The sequence below is a fragment of the Shewanella sp. QJM3NY_23 genome (assembly GCF_056173105.1).
The window spans coordinates 647,692-667,735 of the sequence record NZ_CM149657.1; the positions used below are offsets into that span (position 1 = coordinate 647,692).

Below are 20,044 nucleotides of genomic sequence, written 5' to 3' on the forward strand. Positions count from 1 at the left end.
ATAATAAGCCGACAATTTTAACCCTAATGGGGCCGACGGCATCCGGCAAAACGGCGTTAGCTATTGAGCTCGTAGAGCGTCACCAGTGTGAAATAATCTCGGTTGATTCAGCCCTCATCTATCGTGATATGGATATAGGCACTGCTAAACCCAGTGCTGAAGAGCAGCGCCGTGCACCACATCGATTGATAGATATTCGTGACCCTAGCGAAAGTTACTCTGCTGCCGATTTTCGTCACGATGCGCTTAACGAGATTGAACGTATTTTAGCCGCGGGTAAAACACCGTTATTAGTGGGTGGAACCATGCTCTATTTCAAAGCCTTGCTTGAGGGGTTATCGCCTCTGCCTGCGGCAAACAGTGAAATTAGAGCCGATATCGCCAAAGAAGCTGAAACATTAGGCTGGCAAGCATTGCATCAACAATTGCAGCAGATTGATCCCGTGTCGGCGCAGCGTATTCATCCTAACGACCCACAGCGTTTATCGCGGGCATTAGAGGTGTTTCGCATCAGCGGTAAAAGCTTAACTGAGCTAACTGAGGTTAAGTCGGCCGCATTACCTTACTCTGTTGTGCAATTTGGTATATCGCCAAGCGATCGGAAAGTGTTACATTCTGCTATTGCTGCACGATTTGACACTATGTTAAAGCAAGGATTCATCGAAGAAGTGCAAGCACTGAAAGCGCGTGGTGATTTGCATTTAGAGTTACCTTCTATGCGCTGTGTGGGGTACCGCCAAGTATGGCAATACCTCGATGGTGATTACGACTATGATACTATGGTTGAAAAATCCGTAGTTGCGACTAGGCAATTGGCTAAGCGTCAATTAACATGGTTACGTGGCTGGGCCGATTTAAATTGGCTGGAGAGTGGTGATGATGCAAATATAGGTCGACTAATACAATATTGTCGCTAGCTAATTCATTCACTCTATATAATACTAAAACCAAACCCGAAGTTGATGCAGCATTAGGTTTTATTTAATTTTAATAAAAAGGAAATTATATAATGGCAAAGGGGCAATCTTTACAAGACCCATTTTTGAACGCATTACGTCGTGAACGCGTTCCGGTATCTATCTACCTTGTTAACGGTATCAAGCTTCAAGGACAAGTTGAATCATTTGATCAGTTTGTTATTTTATTGAAGAACACTGTCAGCCAGATGGTATATAAGCACGCAATTTCAACAGTTGTGCCAGCGCGCCCATTTAATGTGAGCAACCATCACAACACCCCAAATCAAACGGGCGGTTACAATGCACCAACAGATGAAAGTGCTGAGTAATTACCTGAGGAGTTTGCTTTTTGTTTGATCGCTATGAAGCGGGAGACGCAGCCGTTCTTGTTCACATCGACTTTGCCGATGAAAGCAGTAGAGAAGATATTACTGAACTTCGTTTGTTAGTTGAGTCGGCAGGAGCTAAAACCGTTGGTGTTATAACGGGAAGTCGTCGCTCTCCAGATCGTAAGTTTTTTGTTGGTTCAGGGAAAGCGGAAGAATTAGCAGCGTTAGTTGCTGCCACTGACGCGAGTGTGGTTATTTTTAATCATCCATTGAGCCCAGCCCAAGAGCGAAATCTTGAGCAGGTGTGTCAGTGTCGTGTATTAGATCGTACAACACTGATCCTCGATATTTTTGCCCAACGTGCGCGTACGTACGAAGGTAAGTTACAGGTGGAGCTAGCGCAATTGCGCCACATGTCGACACGCCTAATACGCGGTTGGACCCACCTTGAAAGACAAAAAGGCGGGATCGGCCTACGTGGTCCGGGTGAAACACAGCTTGAAACGGACAGACGTTTATTGCGTGGGCGTATTAAAACCATCAATAAACGTTTGGAAAAAGTCGACAAGCAACGTGAACAGAGTCGACGAGCTCGTCAGCGCAGTGAATTAGCTACCGTGTCCTTGGTTGGTTACACTAATGCTGGCAAATCAACATTATTTAATGCGCTTACTGTGTCAGATGTTTATGCGGCAGACCAATTGTTTGCCACGCTCGATCCGACCTTAAGAAAATTGGATTTACAAGACGGACCGGTGATTTTAGCCGATACCGTTGGTTTCATTCGGCATCTTCCGCATGATCTGGTAGCCGCCTTTAAAGCGACCCTACAAGAGACGCGTGAAGCCGATCTTTTGTTACACATAGTCGATTGTTCTGATGACAATATGGGTGATAACTTTGAGCAAGTTCAATTGGTGCTCAAGGAGATTGGTGCTGATGATATTCCTCAATTGGTTGTCTGTAATAAGATTGACCTGTTGGAAGATGTAGGCCCTAAGATCGATTACGATAGCGAAGGGGTTCCTACGCGTGTGTGGGTTTCGGCTCAACAACGCAAAGGCTTGGAATTGCTCGAGGAGGCGATCAACAAAATTGTGGGTCGTGCCGTTTTAGAGCTTACCTTGCAAATCCCAGCGACGGCTGGGCATTATCTTGGTCAGTTTTATCGACTGGATGTGATACAGCAGAAAGAGTATGACGATCTGGGGAACTGTATCTTGTCTGTGCGTTTATTAGAAGCCGATTGGCATCGATTAACAAAGCAGAGCCAAGGGGAATTGGAAACCTTTATTGTTGAAACAGCAACAGTAGAGTAGTTTTTAGTAATCTCGTTTATTTCATACCTATGGAGTGCTAAATGGCTTGGAACGAGCCCGGTAACAAGGGTCAAGATCCTTGGGGAAATAAAAATGGCAATGACAAAGGGCCACCAGATCTAGACGAAGTGTTTAAGAATATTTCTAAACGCTTTGGCGGCAAAGGTAATGGTTCTGGCGGTGGATTCAGTACATTAGGATTCGTTATTGTTTTAGGTATCGCCGTGGTGGTGTGGGGACTCTCGGGTTTCTATACCGTTAAAGAAGCTGAAAAAGGGGTTGCGTTACGCTTTGGCAAATATATCGGTCAAGTGGAACCTGGCTTGCAGTGGAAAGCGACCTTCATTGATGAAGTGTTTCCGGTAAACGTGAGTAACGTTCGCTCGATCCCTGCATCAGGAAGCATGCTGACTGCTGATGAAAACGTGGTGTTGGTTGAGCTTGATGTGCAATACATTGTAGTCGATGCTTATCGCTATATGTTCAGTGCTGTCGATGCGAATTCTAGCTTACGTGAAGCTACCGATAGTGCTTTGCGCTATGTGGTGGGTCACAATCGCATGGATGACATCTTGACCACCGGGCGTGATCAAATTCGCCGTGACACTTGGGATGAAGTGAACCGTATTATCGAGCCTTATAATTTGGGTATCGAGATCCGCGATGTCAACTTCTTACCAGCGCGTCCACCTGAAGAGGTGAAAGATGCCTTTGATGATGCTATTGCAGCGCAAGAGGATGAGCAACGTTTTATCCGTGAAGCCGAGGCGTATTCGCGTGAGATTGAGCCTAAAGCTCGTGGTACCGTACAACGTATGGAACAGCAAGCTAACGCTTACAAGGAACGTGAAATTTTAGAAGCGCGTGGTAAAGTGGCACGCTTTGAAAAATTACTTCCAGAGTATCAAGCTTCTCCAGATGTGACTCGTAATCGTCTTTATATCGATGCAATGTCAAAGGTTTACTCAGGTGCTAACAAAGTATTGGTCGATGCGAAAAGCAGCGGCAATATGATGTATCTACCATTGGATAAACTGATGGACCAAAGCAAGACATCTAAGCAACCTCAAGCGGCTGCGCAAGGCTCATCTAATGAGTCTGCTAACAGCGTAGTGAATAGTGTAGGTATGCCACTCGACGGGCGTCCTTCTCGTAGCGACCGTACTCGCCAGGGGAGAAACTAATCATGGGTAGATTATCTGTCATTATTATCGCAATCTTGATTGCGACTGGTTTATCTTCACTGCTGGTCGTTAATGAAGGTGAGCGCGCGATCGTATCGCGATTTGGTAAAATTCTTAAAGATGATGGCGTGACACGGATTTATGCGCCTGGTTTACACGTTAAACTACCATTGATCGATAAGATTAAGTTTTTAGACTCACGCATCCAGACTATGGACGGCGCAGCAGATCGCTTTGTGACTTCTGAGAAAAAAGACTTAATGGTCGATTCATATGTTAAGTGGCGTATTTTTGATCATGAAAAATACTACTTAGCGACTAATGGTGGTAATAAAGTCCAAGCGGAATCTTTATTACAACGCAAGATCAACAACGATCTGCGCACCGAGTTTGGTCGCCGCACTATCAGAGACATCGTCTCTGGTAGCCGAGATGAGTTGCAACAAGATGCGTTGAGAAACGCGTCTGACAGTGCCAAAGATTTGGGTATTGAAGTGGTCGATGTACGTGTTAAGCAGATTAACTTACCCGCTAACGTGAGTTCGAGTATCTACCAGCGTATGCGCGCAGAGCGTACCGCAGTAGCGAAAGAGCATCGCGCACAAGGTAAGGAGCAATCTGAGATCATTCGTGCTAAGACCGATGCGAGCGTAGAAATTCAAATTGCAGAAGCTGAGCGTAAAGCCTTATCGGTACGAGGTGAAGGTGACGCTATTGCAGCAAAAATCTATGCAGATGCTTATAACAAAGATCCTGAGTTTTATTCTTTCTTACGTAGTTTGGAAGCATATAAAGCCAGTTTCTCAAACGGTTCAAACGTGATGGTATTAGAGCCAGACAGTGACTTCTTCAAATACATGAAGCGTTCTGACGGCAAATAAGCCATAAAAATAAAAAAGCCCGACGAGTTCGGGCTTTTTTGTACTTATTAAATTCAAACAACTAATTTAGCTTAAGTTGTTAATCTATCGTTAATCAATTTTCTGCTTCATTTTCGCATAATATGTGCTATTTCCCTTGCTATTGCCCCTATAGATTGATTGTTTTGCAAACAGAGTTAACTTTGTTCGCTGTTTTACTATGATCTGCTTCTAATTTTTGGCTATAATGAGCCCCGCCTCAAATTTGATTTTTGTGCTTTGGGGTAAAACCCCAATATCAAATTTTTTAAAACAAAAATTCCAACACTCTCTGGAGATAAGTGGATGAGCAATGCGCCAGTCGATACCGGACGTCGCAGATTCCTGACCGCAGCAACCGCCGTAGTAGGTGGTGCTGGTGCCGTCGCTGTAGCGGTTCCTTTTATAAAGTCATGGAATCCGAGTGCCAAAGCGAAAGCTGCAGGTGCACCGGTTGAAGTAAACATTAGTAAGTTAGAGCCGGGTCAGTTGATCCGTGTTGAATGGCGTGGAAAACCTGTATGGGTTGTCCGTCGCACCGAAGAGATCTTACAAGGTCTTGCTACTCACGATGAGAAATTACGTGATCCTGGTTCGAGTGAAGAACAGCAACCTGCCTATGCGCAAAATGCGGTTCGTTCAATTAAGCCTGAGTACTTTATCGCTGTAGGTCTTTGTACTCACTTAGGTTGTTCTCCGACGTATCTTCCCGATACCTTTGGTGAGCAAGTCGAAGGTGTGGCCTCTGGTTTCTTCTGTCCATGTCATGGTTCAAAGTTTGATATGGCAGGCCGTGTATTCCAAGGCGTTCCAGCACCCTTAAACCTTGTTGTTCCACCTCATCAATACATTGATGACGGCAACGTAATTATCGGTGTCGATCAGGGAGCTGCGTAATGGTAAAGAATATTATTGATTGGATTGATGCAAGAATCCCCATGACGGCCACCTATAACCGTCATGTTGGACAATATGCAACACCAACAAACTTTAACTTTTGGTACTTCTTTGGCTCGCTAGCCATGCTAGTGTTAGTCAACCAGTTACTGACTGGTATTTGGCTAACGATGAACTACGTACCAACCGCGGAAGGTGCGTTCGCCTCTATTGAATACATCATGCGTGATGTTGAATATGGTTGGTTACTGCGTTATATGCACTCCACTGGTGCCTCTGCATTCTTTGTCGTTATCTATCTGCACATGTTCCGTGGTCTTATCTACGGCTCATATCAAAAGCCTAGAGAGCTTCTCTGGTTGTTTGGTATGCTAATTTTCCTTGTGTTGATGGCCGAAGCCTTTATGGGTTACCTACTACCTTGGGGACAGATGTCTTACTGGGGAGCTCAGGTAATTATCTCGCTATTTGGCGCGATCCCTGTGATTGGTGATGACCTAACGCTTTGGATCCGTGGTGACTTTGTTGTTTCAGGTGCAACACTAAACCGTTTCTTCGCACTGCATGTGATTGCACTCCCATTGGTGCTAGTCGTATTGGTATTCTTGCACTTAATTGCGCTACACGAAGTGGGTTCAAACAACCCTGACGGTATCGAAATTAAGAAGAATAAAGATGAAAATGGTTGGCCAAAAGATGGCATTCCATTCCACCCTTACTACACAGTAAAAGATATTATGGGCGTCGCAGGCTTCCTAATTGTCTTCTGTTATGTATTGTTCTTTATGCCTGAAGGCGGTGGATACTTCCTAGAGAAGCCAAACTTCGAAGCAGCTAACCCGATGAAGACACCTGAGCATATTGCGCCAGTTTGGTACTTCACGCCTTTCTACGCGATTTTGCGTGCGATTCCTGACAAGCTGTTAGGGGTTGTAGGTATGGGCTTAGCGATTGCTGTGTTGTTTGTTTTACCTTGGCTAGATCGTTGTAAAGTTAAGTCGGTGCGCTACCGTAGCATGATCCACAAGCTTAACATTGGTCAGTTCGCTGTATCGTTTGTTGTCTTAGGATACTTGGGTGCGGTTCCAGCCACGCCAGCGCTAACCATTGCGGCTCGTATCTTTACTCTGACTTACTTCGGTTTCTTCTTAGCGCTTTGGATTTACAGCAAGAATGAGAAGACCAAGCCTGTACCAGAGAGGTTGACTCACTAATGAAAAAATTATTGATTGCATTAATTACATTGGTGCCATCACTTGCCTTCGCTGCAGGTGGTTCAAATGTACATTTAGAAAGTGCCAACATCGACCTAAAGGATACTGAGTCACTGCAACGTGGTTTAGATAAATTTCAGCACTATTGTGCTGGTTGTCATAGCACTCAGTATCAGCGTTATAACCGTGTTGCCGAAGATTTAGATATCTCATTAGACGATATGCGTAATAAGTATATGGTCGTTGAAGGAGCTAAAGTTGGCGATTTGATGGAAAACTCGATTCCTGAAGTTGACGCGGCAAAATGGTTTGGTGCAGCGCCGCCTGATTTGACTCTGGTAGCTCGCGTGCGTGGTGAAGATTGGATCTACACTTACCTTAAGAGCTTCTATCATGATGAGAGTCGCCCATTTGGCGTGAACAATACCGTCTTCCCATCAGTGGCCATGCCTCATGTGATGCAAGAACTGCAAGGCCTATCGGTTAAGCAAGAAGATGGTAGCTTTGTGACAACTGGCGGTAAGCTTACTGCAGAAGAGTACGACCAAGTAGTGCGTGACATCACGGGATTCCTTGTTTATTCAGGCGATCCGGTCAAACTTGAGCGTGAAAGCTTAGGTTGGTGGGTGATGGGCTTCCTGTTCATTTTCTTTATCGTGGCTTATCTGTTAAAGAAAGAATACTGGAAAGATGTACACTAACCCCTAATAAAGGTTAGAATGTATTATCCGCATATTCCAAACGGGGGGCTTTGCCCCTCGTTTGTTTTTGCTTTTTTAGCTTTCGACTTAATTTTGGAGGGTATCAATGGCTGTTGCTGCCAATAAACGCTCAATCATGACCCTGTTTTCAGGCGCTGACGATCTCTATAGCCACCAAGTACGTATCGTATTGGCGGAAAAGGGCGTTACCGTTGATGTTCTACAGGTTGACCCTAATGAGATGCCTGAAGATCTTATTGAGCTAAATCCATACAATACAGTTCCGACATTAGTTGATCGTGAGCTAGTACTTTATAACTCGCGTATTATTATGGAATATTTGGACGAGCGTTTTCCTCATCCGCCACTAATGCCTGTTTATCCTGTATCTCGTGGTCAGACTCGTTTGATGATGCACCGTATAGAAAACGATTGGTACACCTTAGTAGATCGTATTCGTAAGGGGGATCGTGCCGACGAGGCGCGTAAACAGTTGCAAGAGAGCTTAACCTCAATTTCGCCAATCTTTAATGAAATGCCTTATTTTATGGCGGAAGAGTTTGGTCTGGCTGATTGTTATTTAGGTCCGCTATTATGGCGCCTGCCTGTACTGGGTATCGAGTTAGATAGCCGCACAGCCAAAGAAGTTAAAGCCTATATGACGCGTCTATTCGATCGTGAGTCATTCAAAGCATCATTAACAGAGTCTGAGCGCGAAATGCGCATGGGTATCTAAAAATGAAACCGATGACACCTAATCGTCCGTACTTGCTGCAAGCATATTATGATTGGTTGATGGACAATGAGCTAACGCCACATGTAGTGGTTGATGCTTATGTTCCAGGCACTCAAGTGCCTCAGCAATATGTTAAAGATGGACAGATTGTGCTGAATATTACCGCCAGTGCGGTGGGTAATTTACAGATCGGTCACGATGCTATCGAATTTAGCGCTCGTTTTGGTGGTGTGCCTCAGCAAGTTGTTTTACCTATGGCATCCATCGTGGCTATTTATGCACGAGAGAATGGTGCGGGGACGGTATTCGACCAAGAAGAAGCCTATCAGATTGAACTTGAGCCAGAAGAGACAGGCCTATCGGTAGTCGAGCAGAAACCTGCGCCAGCGACGTCTTCAACACCTGAGGGTGATGAAGCTAAGCCTAAGCGCCGTGGTCATCTAACGGTCGTTAAGTAGCAATACGTTTAACTGCATATTACAAAAAACCAGCCAAATGGCTGGTTTTTTATTGCCTACTCTTTGTCGAGTTGGGCATTGAGCTCATGGGGTTTGCTAGTGGATGAATAGTTAACTTCTCTGTGTTAGCATCTGCGCCACAAGAACAACCTCACGACCTTAGGCTAGTAGCAGTATATGCTCTTAATGATCGACAATTACGATTCATTTACGTATAACTTAGTGCAGTATTTTCAGCAGCTCGGGCAGGAAATCATAGTTAAACGCAATGATGAGATCACCCTAGCACAAATTGAACAGTTATCGCCTCGCTTACTGGTTATCTCGCCGGGGCCTTGCTCACCTAATGAGGCGGGGATTTCATTGGCTGCTATTAGCCATTTTGCTGGTAAATTGCCGATATTGGGTGTCTGCTTAGGTCACCAAGCCATTGCTCAGGTGTTTGGGGCGAGTGTGGTGCGCGCCAAACGCGTGATGCACGGCAAAACCAGTCGTATTACCCATAGTGATAAAAGGTTGTTTGCAGGGCTAAATCAACCGTTAACTGTGACTCGGTATCACTCACTGTTAGTCGACAGTGTACCGAAAGATTTTGTACTCGATGCTTGGTTTGACGATCCGCTTCACGGACGCGAGATCATGGCGATGAGCCATTGCTCTCTACCTATCTATGGCGTTCAGTTTCATCCAGAGTCGATTTTGACAGAGCAAGGGTTGGAGTTACTAAAGCGCTTTATCGATATGGCGGCTTAACTTAGGTATAGGTGCATATTTTACAGCTTACCTGCATTTTCTTTTTCAAACTGTTACAACATTTTTACTTGTCCTTCCGCGTTTTTAGTCCATTTTGTGATATAAAAGGCAGCAAAATAACTGCCATGCAGCGACAGCTGTTTATGCAAAATAATAAGAAGGAAGGATGATGATGGGTGCTTTTCGTGGTTTTAGCCTCAGCCTATTAACGCTCGCCATGTTGGGTGGCTGTGCTACCTCATTGCAAGAAAATTCAGCAGAGACGACAACCTCTGCGCCAGTCAACTTGGCTGCACCGCCAAGTATTGGCCACCCCCTCACACTTAAGCAAATAATGGCCAATCCTGATTGGATGGGGATTTTTGCCAAGGGCGAATATTGGAGTGATGACAGTCAATCGATTTATTTTGCCAGACAGGCCCATGGCGCACCGATTAAGACCTATTATCAGCAGCGTCTAACTGAGCCCAGTGCTAATGAGTTAGCATTAGAACAATTACATGCCGCGTCACAGCAACACGGGGTTTTGGACAACGCTAAAACACGTAAAGCCTACCTTTACCAAGGCAATTTGTTTGTTAAAAACCTGTTGTCAGGCCAAGTGACTCAGTTGACGCGTCAAAATATCGCTATCGATGGGGTGCGGTTCCTAAACAGTGGCGATATCGCTTATTGGCAAGGCGATGATATCTTTAAGATCCATCAAGACTCTGGTTTGCTGGAGCAGATGGCTAATATCAAGATGGCTATAGAGCCCAAAGGGGTAGAGGAGCCATCAAGCTACATTGCCAAGCAACAACACAGATTGATTGAGTATGTGGCCTTGCAGCAAGAAAATGCTATCGCAAAGCAAACCTATCAAACTCAGCTGGCCAAGAGCGATCCAACCTTATCGGCCAAAACCTGGTATTTAGGTGATAAAGAGGTAGTGACCCAGTTAAGCCTGTCGCCAACGGGACGCTATGTTTTATTGTCGCTGCGTGACAAGGATTATAGCTGGCGTGCCGAGCATGACATCATGCCTAATTACCTAGGTAAGGATGGCTATGTTGATGCTGTTCCTGCGCGAGCACGGGTTGCAGAAGACAAGCATCCAGGCGAGCGTTTAGTGTTATTAGATCTGCAAACCCGAGATAAAAAAGAGATCACTATCGAGGGATTAACTGGTTTTGATGACGATGTCTTAGCCAAGGTTAAAGCTGAAAATGCGCAAGCTAAGGGCGAGCGTTACCAGAGCCAAACCTCCCCGCGTAAGGTGCAATTAATGCAAGATTGGGGTTGGTCTCAAAGCGCCATTCAATGGCAAGCTACGCAGGATAAGGTCGCAGTAATGCTGGAAGCGATTGATAATAAAGATCGCTGGCTTGCCACACTCGATATCAACCAAGGGCGTTTAGTTACCCAGCACAGATTGCACGATGATGCTTGGGTAAACTACAACTTTAATCAGTTTGGTTGGTTACCCAATAGCGATAGCCTTTATTATCTGTCTGAAGAGACTGGTTACTCTCATCTCTATGTAAAAGCAAAGGGGAAGGAGGCTACGCCACTGACTCAGGGGAAATATGTTGTTAGCGATATCATCCTTGGCCCTAAAGCGGAGTTTATCTACTACAAGGCCAATAAACAGCACCCTGGGATCGATAATGTTTATCGGGTTGAGATAGCCTCGGGGAAAGAGCAGCAGTTAACCCAGTGGAATGGTCAGCTCGATTACCAACTTAGTCCTGACGGCACTAAATTGCTGCTTAATGCATCTCGTCGTACTCAGCCAGCAGAGCTGTTTGTACAGGCCATTGATGGTGAGTTAACTCAGCTAACCCATTATACCAGTGATGCCTTTAAGCAATATCCGTGGCAAGCGCCCGAAGTGGTTGCTGTGCCGTCAACCCATGGCGCCGATGATGTTTATGCGCGAGTGTATTTACCTCAAGGGTATGATAGCGCCAAGGCGGATAAGTATCCGGCGGTGATCTTCAATCATGGCGCAGGTTATCTGCAAAATGCCCATTATGGCTTCTCGGGTTATTTTCGAGAGTTTATGTTTCATAACTTACTGACTCAAAATGGTTATGTTGTGATGGACATGGATTATCGTGGGTCCAAAGGTTACGGTCGTGATTGGCGCACCGCGGTTTATCGAAATATGGGGCACCCGGAGGTTGAAGATTTAAAAGATGGCGTTAGCTGGATGACAAGTAACGTCAATGTTGACGCTAATCGTGTTGGCACCTATGGGGGATCTTATGGTGGTTTCCTTACCTTTATGGCGTTATTTACTGAGCCTGAGCTATTTCAGGCCGGTGCAGCTCTGCGCCCTGTGAGTGACTGGGCGCATTACAATGCGCCTTATACCTCTAACATTCTAAATACCCCTGAGGTGGATGCTATCGCCTATGAGCGCAGCTCACCCATAGAGCACGCCCAAGGGCTTAACAAGCCATTATTGATCATGAGCGGTGTACTCGATGATAACGTCTTCTTCCAAGATAGTGTGCGTTTAGTACAACGTCTCATTGAATTGGAAAAGCCGATGTTTGAAACGGCTATTTATCCGGTTGAGCCCCACGGTTTTCGTCAACCATCGAGTTGGCTGGATGAATATCGTCGAATCTTTAAGCTGTTCGAACAAGAGCTTAAATAAATAACAACACAAGGCTTCCTATGGGAAGCCTTTTTTATATCGCAAAATAAATAAGTTAGCCTAATAGCATGATATTCCGTTATCTATCGTTACTAAAATGTCCGTTTTTTACCACGACAGCAAGCTGTCTGAGTAGGGATTTAGTGTAATATAGAGTGATTAAGCGTTAATTTTGGCCTGTCATAAAGGGGTTTAGGTGGGAAAATCTGTTTCAGGTGGTGTGCGTCCGGGCATTATTATCGATATTGAACATAGGTTATTGAAGCAGCTGATTGTGGGTAAGCAAACAACGACGGCTTCGATGTTTGATGAACTCGATAGAGAACTTGAAGGTGATGCTAATAAGCTAGCTATCGAGCGCGATGCCATATTTGAACGTTTATCTAAGCAAATTCAAGCCAGGCAAGTCTTTGAGGCCGTATCGGCACAGCTCATTAGTACGGTTAACTCCACTTTAGATAACCAATTAGCCTCACCAGAGCAACTGCTGGCGCAATCGGGGCTCAACCAGAGTCAAATGTTGATGTTGGAGGTGCTACATCAGCAAAACATTGATATAAATCGTTTAAGGCTGATCATTAACGATCTGCCTTGGCTTTGTCGTGACCTAAGCAATATCGTTAACAGCCCTTCTTTTCGACAAAAAAGGCAGCAGCGCTCCGATGTGAAAGTGACTGACTTGAAATTAGTGCTTAATTTTATTGGTATTGAAAATCTGCGCCAAGTGATCCCCTATTTTTGTCTACGAAATTGGCTGCCAACCGCTAATGCCAATTTGCTATGGACTACCCGTAAGCTATGGCGTTATTCGATGCTTACCGGCATAGCGGCTAAAGCTTTGGCTAAGCTTAATGAGCAAGACGTGGCCTTTGCTTATAGTTGCAGCTTGTTATACCAATTAGGCACTTCAGTGGTGCTTAAAAATGGTGCAAAAGTGTTTGAAACTGTCTGGGGTAATTGGCTTAGAGAAGCCAGTGCTAGCCGTGATAAAGAGCTATATGATGCTGTATTAGCAACTGAATTCCCAGCTGATAATATTTATCAGCAGGCATTGCAGCATGCCCATAAACTTAACTGGCAACTGCCTAGCTTGCTCGATTTTACCGCGAGCCCCTTGACTCAGGTACAAATTGAACTCGATACCCATTTAGCTTACAGCGAGCTATCGACCTATGCGGCCTTAGTCGCCCGAGCGAGCTGCTTTGCTAAGGTGATGATGTTAGAAGAGATGCGCTTAATCACCCCAAAAGAAAAACATTTAATGTTTGATTATTATGAGTTATCAGAGCAAGAGTTGCTCAGACTCAAGGGGCAAAATTACCGTAAGTTAGACCTCTTATAAGCTCACTTAACCCTCTTTGCTCAGCCAAGGCTGTCTTCGATAGTCTTGGTGGTTGTAAATGAATGCAGATGTAATCAATTTCCTCGTTACGCCATCGTTAATAAATGTGTATGTATTCATTATTACTGCATTGTTAATGGTTTTTCAGTCAAGTAAGTTTTTTTGTGACTAAATATGCTGTAAACCCCGCCTTTAAACGCTTGTATAAGTCATAAAGCCAAATCTTTATGCATTAATCGTGCACCTGTTCAAGGTGTATAGTGTTAGAAACTAGTATTTTGTTCACATTTTCGTTATTAATGTCATCTAAGATAACTCAATAACCGTCGTCGTTGCAGGTCATTGTCACGACTAAAGGCGGGTACGAATGGTTTTTAAAGCCATCGACAACAAAGAAAGGATAGAGGAATGAGCGTTAACAACAAGCTAACCCGAGCCCAGTTTGATGAAGTTATGGTGCCTAATTATGCACCTTCTGCCGTGATCCCAGTGCGTGGTGAGGGAAGCAGAGTATGGGATCAGGATGGCAATGAGTTTATCGACTTTGCCGGTGGCATCGCGGTAAATTGTTTAGGTCACTGTCATCCAACATTGGTTGCAGCGTTAAAAGAGCAAGGCGAAAAGCTTTGGCATCTTTCGAATGTGATGACTAACGAACCTGCCTTGGCGTTGGCGACTAAATTGGTCGATGCCACTTTTGCTGAAAAAGTCTATTTTGCTAACTCTGGCGCCGAAGCAAACGAAGCGGCGCTTAAATTGGCTCGCCGTTATGCGCTAGATAAATTTGGCGCAGGTAAAGAGCAAATTATTGCGTTCGATAAAGCCTTCCATGGCCGAACTTTCTTTACTGTGACGGTTGGCGGCCAAGCGGCATATTCTGATGGATTTGGTCCTAAACCTCAGGGCGTGACGCATTTACCGTTTAATGATATTGCCGCGCTTGAAGCTGAAGTATCAGATAAAACCTGTGCGATTATGCTTGAGCCTTTGCAAGGTGAAGGTGGGATTATTGATGCCTCACCTGAGTTTTTGGCTGCGGTACGTGCATTAGCCGATAAGCATAACGCCTTGGTTATTTTCGATGAAGTGCAAACCGGTGTAGGGCGCTTAGGTGCGCTGTATGCTTACATGTTGACCGACGTGGTGCCAGATATCCTCACCACGGCCAAAGCCTTGGGCGGCGGCTTTCCGATTGCAGCAATGCTGACTACCACTGAGATTGCCGAGCACCTTAAAATCGGCACTCACGGTTCAACTTACGGTGGTAATCCGTTGGCGTGTGCCATAGGTAATGCGGTGTTGGATGTGGTCAATACACCTGAAGTGCTTGATGGGGTTAAACGCCGCGAGCAGTTGCTGCGTGATGGCCTAAACAAGATCAATGACAAGTATCAAGTCTTCGCTGAGATTCGTGGTAAAGGCTTGTTGATGGGCGCGGTATTGAATGAGCAATATCAAGGTCGTGCTAAAGACTTCTTAGTTGCAGGTATCTCACAAGGGCTTATGAGCCTGATTGCCGGTGCCAATGTGATCCGCTTTACTCCTTCTCTTGTGATCCCTGAGGCTGATATTGCCGAAGGTCTGGTGCGTTTCGAGCGCGCGGTAGCTCAAGTGGCTGCAGACTAAGAGGCGAAAAAGCGCGAGGCTCCATTATCGCGCTTTTTTGTTAGCATAAATTCTTGGCTCTCAAGTGCATTTTCGGCACATACCTGCCGTGCTGCCTGTACTTGAGCGCCTTGATAAGTGAGGAGACTCAAAGATGTTAATTATCCGCCCCATCCGCTCGAGCGATTTTGCTGCGCTGTACCACATAGCAGAAGAATCAGGCCATGGATTTACGTCTTTACCCGTCAATGAGGAGTTGCTGCGCAATAAGATTGCCCGCTCAGAAGCCTCATTTGTAAAAACTATCGACAAGCCATTTGATGAAGGTTATCTGATGGTGCTCGAAGATACCGACACCCAAGAGGTGGTGGGTACCTGCGGTTTAGAAGCCGCTGTGGGCATGGTCGATGCGTTTTATCATTATCGTTTAGGCACCGAAGTGTACCACTCGGAGCAAATTGACGTGCGCAATGAGGTTGAGACCTTAACCTTATGCCACGATTACACTGGATCAGCCGAGCTTTGTACTCTGTTTTTAGGCGACAAATACCGTAAAAATAATAATGGCCGCATGCTGTCACGCAGCCGTTTTCTATTTTTAGCCCAACATAGCGATCGCTTTGGTGAGACGGTGATCGCCGAGATGCGTGGCGAGAGTGACGCCGAGGGGAATTCCCCTTTTTACACTTGGTTGCAGCAACACTTTTTAGGTATCGACTTTGTGCAGGCCGATTATCTGTCAGGCCTAGGGCAAAAAGCCTTTATGGCAGAGATGATGCCTAAAAACACTGTGTATGTGTGTATGTTGCCAGAAGCCGCACAAAAGGTGATTGGCGAAGTGCATACTAATACGCGTCCGGCGCTTAATCTGCTGCAAGCCGAAGGCTTTCGTTGCCGCGGTTATGTGGATATTTTTGATGGCGGCCCCACGGTCGAATGCAATATTAATGATATTCGTTCGGTCAGAGAAAGCCGTTTATTGACGGTCAAGGTCGGAGATATGCCGCCCTCTGACAGTAGTTTTATCCTCTCAAATACTTTGTTAGCCGATTATCGCGCCACATCAGCCAAGCTGGTTGTCAGCGATGAGACCGATGAAGTGATTCTCTCTCCTGAGCTCGCGGCCGCATTAATGGTTGCCACAGGCGATCCCATCCGTGTCTTAGCAATGTAGGAATAACCAATGACTCAATTTATTAACGGCCAGTGGGTTGCCGGTCTTGGTCACGATGTGACCTCAACTAACCCAGCAAATAATGACATTATCTGGCGCAGCAAAACGGCGACAGCAGAGCAGGTTAATCAAGCCGTTGCAGCGGCGCGCGCGGCACAGTTTGACTGGTTTATGCTTGGCTTTGATGCACGTTTGGCGATTATTGAAGCTTACCGCGCCGAACTTGAGGCGCACAAAGATGACATCGCCGAAACCATTGCCCAAGAAACCGGTAAACCTCAGTGGGAAACCGCTACCGAAGCGGGGGCCATGATAGGCAAAATCGGATTATCCGTTGCCGCTTACCATAAACGCACGGGCAGCAGCGAGAATGAAACTCCAGCTGGACGCGCTGTATTGCGTCACAAGCCCCATGGGGTAGTGGCGGTGTTTGGCCCCTATAATTTCCCTGGACACCTGCCTAATGGGCATATAGTGCCTGCACTATTAGCGGGTAACACTGTGGTATTTAAGCCGTCGGAGTTAACGCCTAAAACCGCTGAGCTGATGCTAAAACTGTGGCAACAAGCGGGTTTACCAGCCGGAGTGATTAACCTAGTGCAAGGCGAGGTCGACACAGGTAAAGCCTTGGCATCACATCCGCAAATTGATGGCTTATTCTTTACTGGTAGTTCGCGCACGGGTCATCTTTTGCATCAGCAATATGCAGGGCATCCGGGTAAGATTTTGGCATTAGAGATGGGCGGCAATAATCCACTTATCATCAAAGATGTCAAAGACACTAAGGCCGCGGTGCACGATATTATCCAGTCGGCTTACATCTCTTCTGGGCAGCGTTGTACCTGTGCTCGTCGACTCTACATAGAGCAAGGCGATGCCGGTGATGAGTTACTCAATCAACTCGTGCAAGCGGTCAAACAGATCAAGGTCGGTGCATGGAATGCTCAGCCTCAACCCTTTATGGGCTCAATGATCTCAGAGACTGCCGCCAAAGGCATGGTGGCGGCGCAGCGTAATCTACTTAACTTAGGTGCTACCGCGCTGGTGGCGTTAACGCATCTAGAGGCAGGTACCGGGCTGGTTTCTCCTGGGCTTATTGATGTCACTCAGGTGATTGAATTACCAGATGAAGAATATTTCGGCCCGCTACTGCAAGTGGTGCGTTATAGCGATTTTGATCAAGCGATTACGTTAGCGAACGCTACCCGTTATGGTTTGTCTGCAGGGCTACTTGCCGACAGCCGTGACGATTATGAGTATTTCTTAGCGCGTATTCGAGCTGGCATCGTTAATTGGAATAAACAGATCACAGGGGCATCGGGCGCGGCGCCATTCGGTGGTGTCGGCGCATCGGGCAACCACAGAGCCAGCGCATTTTATGCGGCCGATTACTGTGCCTATCCAGTTGCCTCGGTAGAAGCCGATGTGGTGAGCTTACCTGCGACACTCAGCCCAGGTTTAACGGTATAGCGCTCAATAGATGGGGGCCTTTATTCCCCCATGTTTATAGACTAGCTGCAAGTTTATTGGCGACATAATTAACGGACAATAGATGCCGTTTAAGGATGAAATTGATGCACACAGATGTAAACCAGCTTTTTGCGTCCCTGTGGGATGATTATGTTGAAATGACCCCTTCTGCCGCAAAAGTACACCAACTCTTGGGTAAGGGTGAGCCGATCATTAACGATCACATTGCCCTGCGTACCTTTAATCTCGACAAGGTTAATTTAAGTGTGTTGGCCAACCATTTTGAGTCTTTGGGGTATGTAGCGTGTGGCGACTACCATTTCGAAGCCAAGAAACTTAAAGCAAAACACTTTGAGCACCCTGATGCGACTCAGCCTAAGGTGTTTATCTCTGAGCTATTGGTGGAAGAGTTTAGCCCGCAGTTGCAAGCCATAGTGAAAGACTTGGTCGACCAAGTCGATGTTGCTGCCACCACGGCGGATAACTTCCTCTATTCTGGGTGTCACTGGACGCTGGATATTGCCACCTATGAAGCCTTACTCGCTGAAAGTGAATATGCCGCGTGGGTTGCCGCCATCGGTTACCGAGCTAATCATTTTACGGTATCGATTAACCATTTAGCGGGGGTCGAAACCCTAGCTGAGGTTAATGAGATCCTAAAAGATAACGGTTTTGTGCTTAACTGTGTGGGCGGTGAGATTAAAGGCTCGCCAGAGGTGTTACTTGAGCAATCATCGACCATGGCCGATAAAATAGCGGTGAGCTTTAGCGACGGGCAGAAGACGATCCCTAGCTGTTTTTATGAGTTTGCCCTGCGTTACCCTAAAGCCGACGGTGAGCTTTACACCGGCTTTGTGGCGGCCTCTGCGGACAAGATTTTTGAAAGCACCAATAGTTAACTGCCCTGTGGCGTAGCGAGCGAGTATCAGCCTGCGTCAAGGCACTAAAAAGCCGATGTTGAAGCATCGGCTTAATTAGATGGTCCGCCTCACCCCTAAGCTAAGCTTAGGGTTAGGCAATCAAAGAGGCGAACCATCATGTCTACTATTAAAGTCATTGGGATCGATTTAGGCAAATCTTCTTTTCACCTTGTTGCTCATGACCATAGCGGTCGAGAGCAATTTCGAAAGCACTTATCTCGTACAAAACTTATTGCGTTTTTAGCTCAAACACCCGCCACCATCATCGCGATGGAGTCATGTGGTGGCTCACACTGGTTAGCCAGAAAGTGCCAGTCTTTTGGGCACGAAGTTAAACTCATTCCCCCGCAGTACGTTAAACCTTACGTTAAAACCAATAAAAATGATTATATTGATGCCGATGCGATAGCGGAAGCATCAACGCGCCCATCGATGCGCTTTGTTGGTGTTAAAACTGAAACTGCTCAGGTTATCTCAGTGCTCCAACGTATTCGTTCTAGTTACGTAAAAGAGCGTACCGCGTGCATGTCCCGTATTGGAGCTATCTTGCTTGAATTTGGTATGAGCTTCCCTAAAGGACATAGCAAGATGAAAGCCTTGTTTCAATGGCTTGCCGATAATAAAGAGCCCATTCCTCCGATGTTAATGCAGGAGCTAATTGAACATCATGAATACTATGAACAACTTAATGAGCGTATTGCAGGACAAGATAGAAAGCTGAAACAGCTTGTCGAGCAAAGTGAAGACGCTCAATTGCTGAAATCTATTCCTGGTGTAGGAGATTTAACAGCAAGCCAGTGCTTAGCCGATATCTCTGATGTGAGTCACTTTAAAAACGGGCGCCAGTTAGCTGCGTGGATAGGATTAGTCCCACACCAATACTCAACTGGCGGTAAAAGCACGTTATTAGGAATAAGTAAGCGCGGCAATAAAGCGCTAAGAACCTTGTTCATTCATGGTGCTCGGTCGATTTTATCTAGGCCTGAAGTCGCGGTGGCGGTATTTGGAGAATGGATACTTGAGCTTAGAGCGAGAAAGCCATTTAATGTAGCAGTTGTTGCTTTGGCGAATAAATTAGTGCGGATAGCGTGGTCAGTGTTATCGACCAAGCAAGCATTTGAAGTAAGAGTTTAACCCGAGTTTGCAGATGATAGAGAAGATGACAGAACGGTCAGACCACTAGATTGAAGACCTGACATAAAAAACAGCAACGCAGTATGCTTTTGGCTTTTTGAGGACAATCTAGCGCGGAACTCATCGTGGAGCGGGTGGTAAGCACCTAATGAAGACTCCGAATACATTAGCGCAAACCAACCTCGTTATCGAAAATATCATTTGCAATAACGAGGCGGACCATACATTTTTATTGGCTTAACGCTACAAATTTGAGCAAATTAAGCTACCGCGGTTGAAATTACCTTGCTTTAATCTACTTTGGTT

18 protein-coding genes are annotated in these 20,044 nt (G+C 45.8%); all 18 read left to right on the forward strand.

Annotated features, from left to right (window positions below; genetic code table 11):
- The first annotated feature begins 26 nt into the window (after positions 1–26).
- Positions 27–917, forward strand: a complete 891-nt coding sequence (miaA, locus tag AC0VXX_RS03045) for a tRNA (adenosine(37)-N6)-dimethylallyltransferase MiaA (RefSeq protein ID WP_475516924.1) — start codon at positions 27–29, stop codon at positions 915–917.
- 92 nt (positions 918–1,009) lie between these two features.
- Entirely contained in the window at positions 1,010–1,288 is a 279-nt protein-coding gene (gene hfq, locus AC0VXX_RS03050) for an RNA chaperone Hfq (protein WP_475515855.1), read from the forward strand.
- Between the two features lie 20 nt (positions 1,289–1,308).
- Entirely contained in the window at positions 1,309–2,607 is a 1,299-nt protein-coding gene (gene hflX, locus AC0VXX_RS03055) for a ribosome rescue GTPase HflX (protein WP_475515856.1), read from the forward strand.
- Between the two features lie 41 nt (positions 2,608–2,648).
- On the forward strand, positions 2,649–3,791 hold the full coding sequence (hflK, locus tag AC0VXX_RS03060) for an FtsH protease activity modulator HflK (protein WP_475515857.1): 1,143 nt from the start codon (positions 2,649–2,651) through the stop codon (positions 3,789–3,791).
- A gap of 2 nt (positions 3,792–3,793) precedes the next feature.
- Positions 3,794–4,672 carry a protease modulator HflC gene (gene hflC / locus AC0VXX_RS03065; protein WP_475515858.1) on the forward strand — a complete coding sequence of 293 codons (879 nt, stop codon included), beginning with the start codon at positions 3,794–3,796 and terminating at the stop codon, positions 4,670–4,672.
- A gap of 324 nt (positions 4,673–4,996) precedes the next feature.
- Complete coding sequence (gene petA, locus AC0VXX_RS03070; protein WP_475515859.1) at positions 4,997–5,587, forward strand: ubiquinol-cytochrome c reductase iron-sulfur subunit; 591 nt, start codon at positions 4,997–4,999, stop codon at positions 5,585–5,587.
- Entirely contained in the window at positions 5,587–6,801 is a 1,215-nt protein-coding gene (locus tag AC0VXX_RS03075) for a cytochrome b (protein WP_475515860.1), read from the forward strand. Before petA ends, AC0VXX_RS03075 begins: the two co-directional genes overlap by 1 nt.
- Positions 6,801–7,502, forward strand: coding sequence for a cytochrome c1 (locus tag AC0VXX_RS03080; RefSeq protein ID WP_475515861.1), 702 nt, complete (start codon positions 6,801–6,803; stop codon positions 7,500–7,502). Before AC0VXX_RS03075 ends, AC0VXX_RS03080 begins: the two co-directional genes overlap by 1 nt.
- Positions 7,503–7,608: 106 nt before the next feature.
- The gene (gene sspA, locus AC0VXX_RS03085) at positions 7,609–8,238 is read left to right on the forward strand and encodes a stringent starvation protein SspA (RefSeq protein WP_475515862.1); all 630 of its coding nucleotides are present in this window, start codon (positions 7,609–7,611) and stop codon (positions 8,236–8,238) included.
- A gap of 2 nt (positions 8,239–8,240) precedes the next feature.
- The gene (locus AC0VXX_RS03090; protein WP_475515863.1) at positions 8,241–8,696 is read left to right on the forward strand and encodes a ClpXP protease specificity-enhancing factor; all 456 of its coding nucleotides are present in this window, start codon (positions 8,241–8,243) and stop codon (positions 8,694–8,696) included.
- A 177-nt stretch (positions 8,697–8,873) separates the two neighbouring features.
- Positions 8,874–9,449: an anthranilate synthase component II gene (locus tag AC0VXX_RS03095; RefSeq protein ID WP_475515864.1), complete on the forward strand. Its 576-nt coding sequence runs from the start codon at positions 8,874–8,876 to the stop codon at positions 9,447–9,449.
- A gap of 169 nt (positions 9,450–9,618) precedes the next feature.
- Positions 9,619–12,093 (forward strand): S9 family peptidase, encoded by a 2,475-nt coding sequence (locus AC0VXX_RS03100; RefSeq protein WP_475516925.1) that lies wholly within the window; start codon positions 9,619–9,621, stop codon positions 12,091–12,093.
- A gap of 196 nt (positions 12,094–12,289) precedes the next feature.
- Complete coding sequence (locus AC0VXX_RS03105; RefSeq protein WP_475515865.1) at positions 12,290–13,435, forward strand: HDOD domain-containing protein; 1,146 nt, start codon at positions 12,290–12,292, stop codon at positions 13,433–13,435.
- Positions 13,436–13,843: 408 nt separating this feature from the next.
- A complete protein-coding gene (locus AC0VXX_RS03110; RefSeq protein ID WP_475515866.1) occupies positions 13,844–15,061 on the forward strand; it encodes an aspartate aminotransferase family protein in 1,218 nt (405 codons plus the stop codon).
- A gap of 133 nt (positions 15,062–15,194) precedes the next feature.
- The gene (gene astA, locus AC0VXX_RS03115) at positions 15,195–16,214 is read left to right on the forward strand and encodes an arginine N-succinyltransferase (protein ID WP_475515867.1); all 1,020 of its coding nucleotides are present in this window, start codon (positions 15,195–15,197) and stop codon (positions 16,212–16,214) included.
- A gap of 9 nt (positions 16,215–16,223) precedes the next feature.
- Positions 16,224–17,684, forward strand: a complete 1,461-nt coding sequence (gene astD / locus AC0VXX_RS03120) for a succinylglutamate-semialdehyde dehydrogenase (RefSeq protein WP_475515868.1) — start codon at positions 16,224–16,226, stop codon at positions 17,682–17,684.
- 104 nt (positions 17,685–17,788) lie between these two features.
- Positions 17,789–18,583 (forward strand): 2-oxoadipate dioxygenase/decarboxylase family protein, encoded by a 795-nt coding sequence (locus tag AC0VXX_RS03125; RefSeq protein WP_475515869.1) that lies wholly within the window; start codon positions 17,789–17,791, stop codon positions 18,581–18,583.
- Between the two features lie 138 nt (positions 18,584–18,721).
- Positions 18,722–19,738 (forward strand): IS110 family RNA-guided transposase, encoded by a 1,017-nt coding sequence (locus AC0VXX_RS03130; RefSeq protein ID WP_475514106.1) that lies wholly within the window; start codon positions 18,722–18,724, stop codon positions 19,736–19,738.
- Positions 19,739–20,044: the final 306 nt, after the last annotated feature.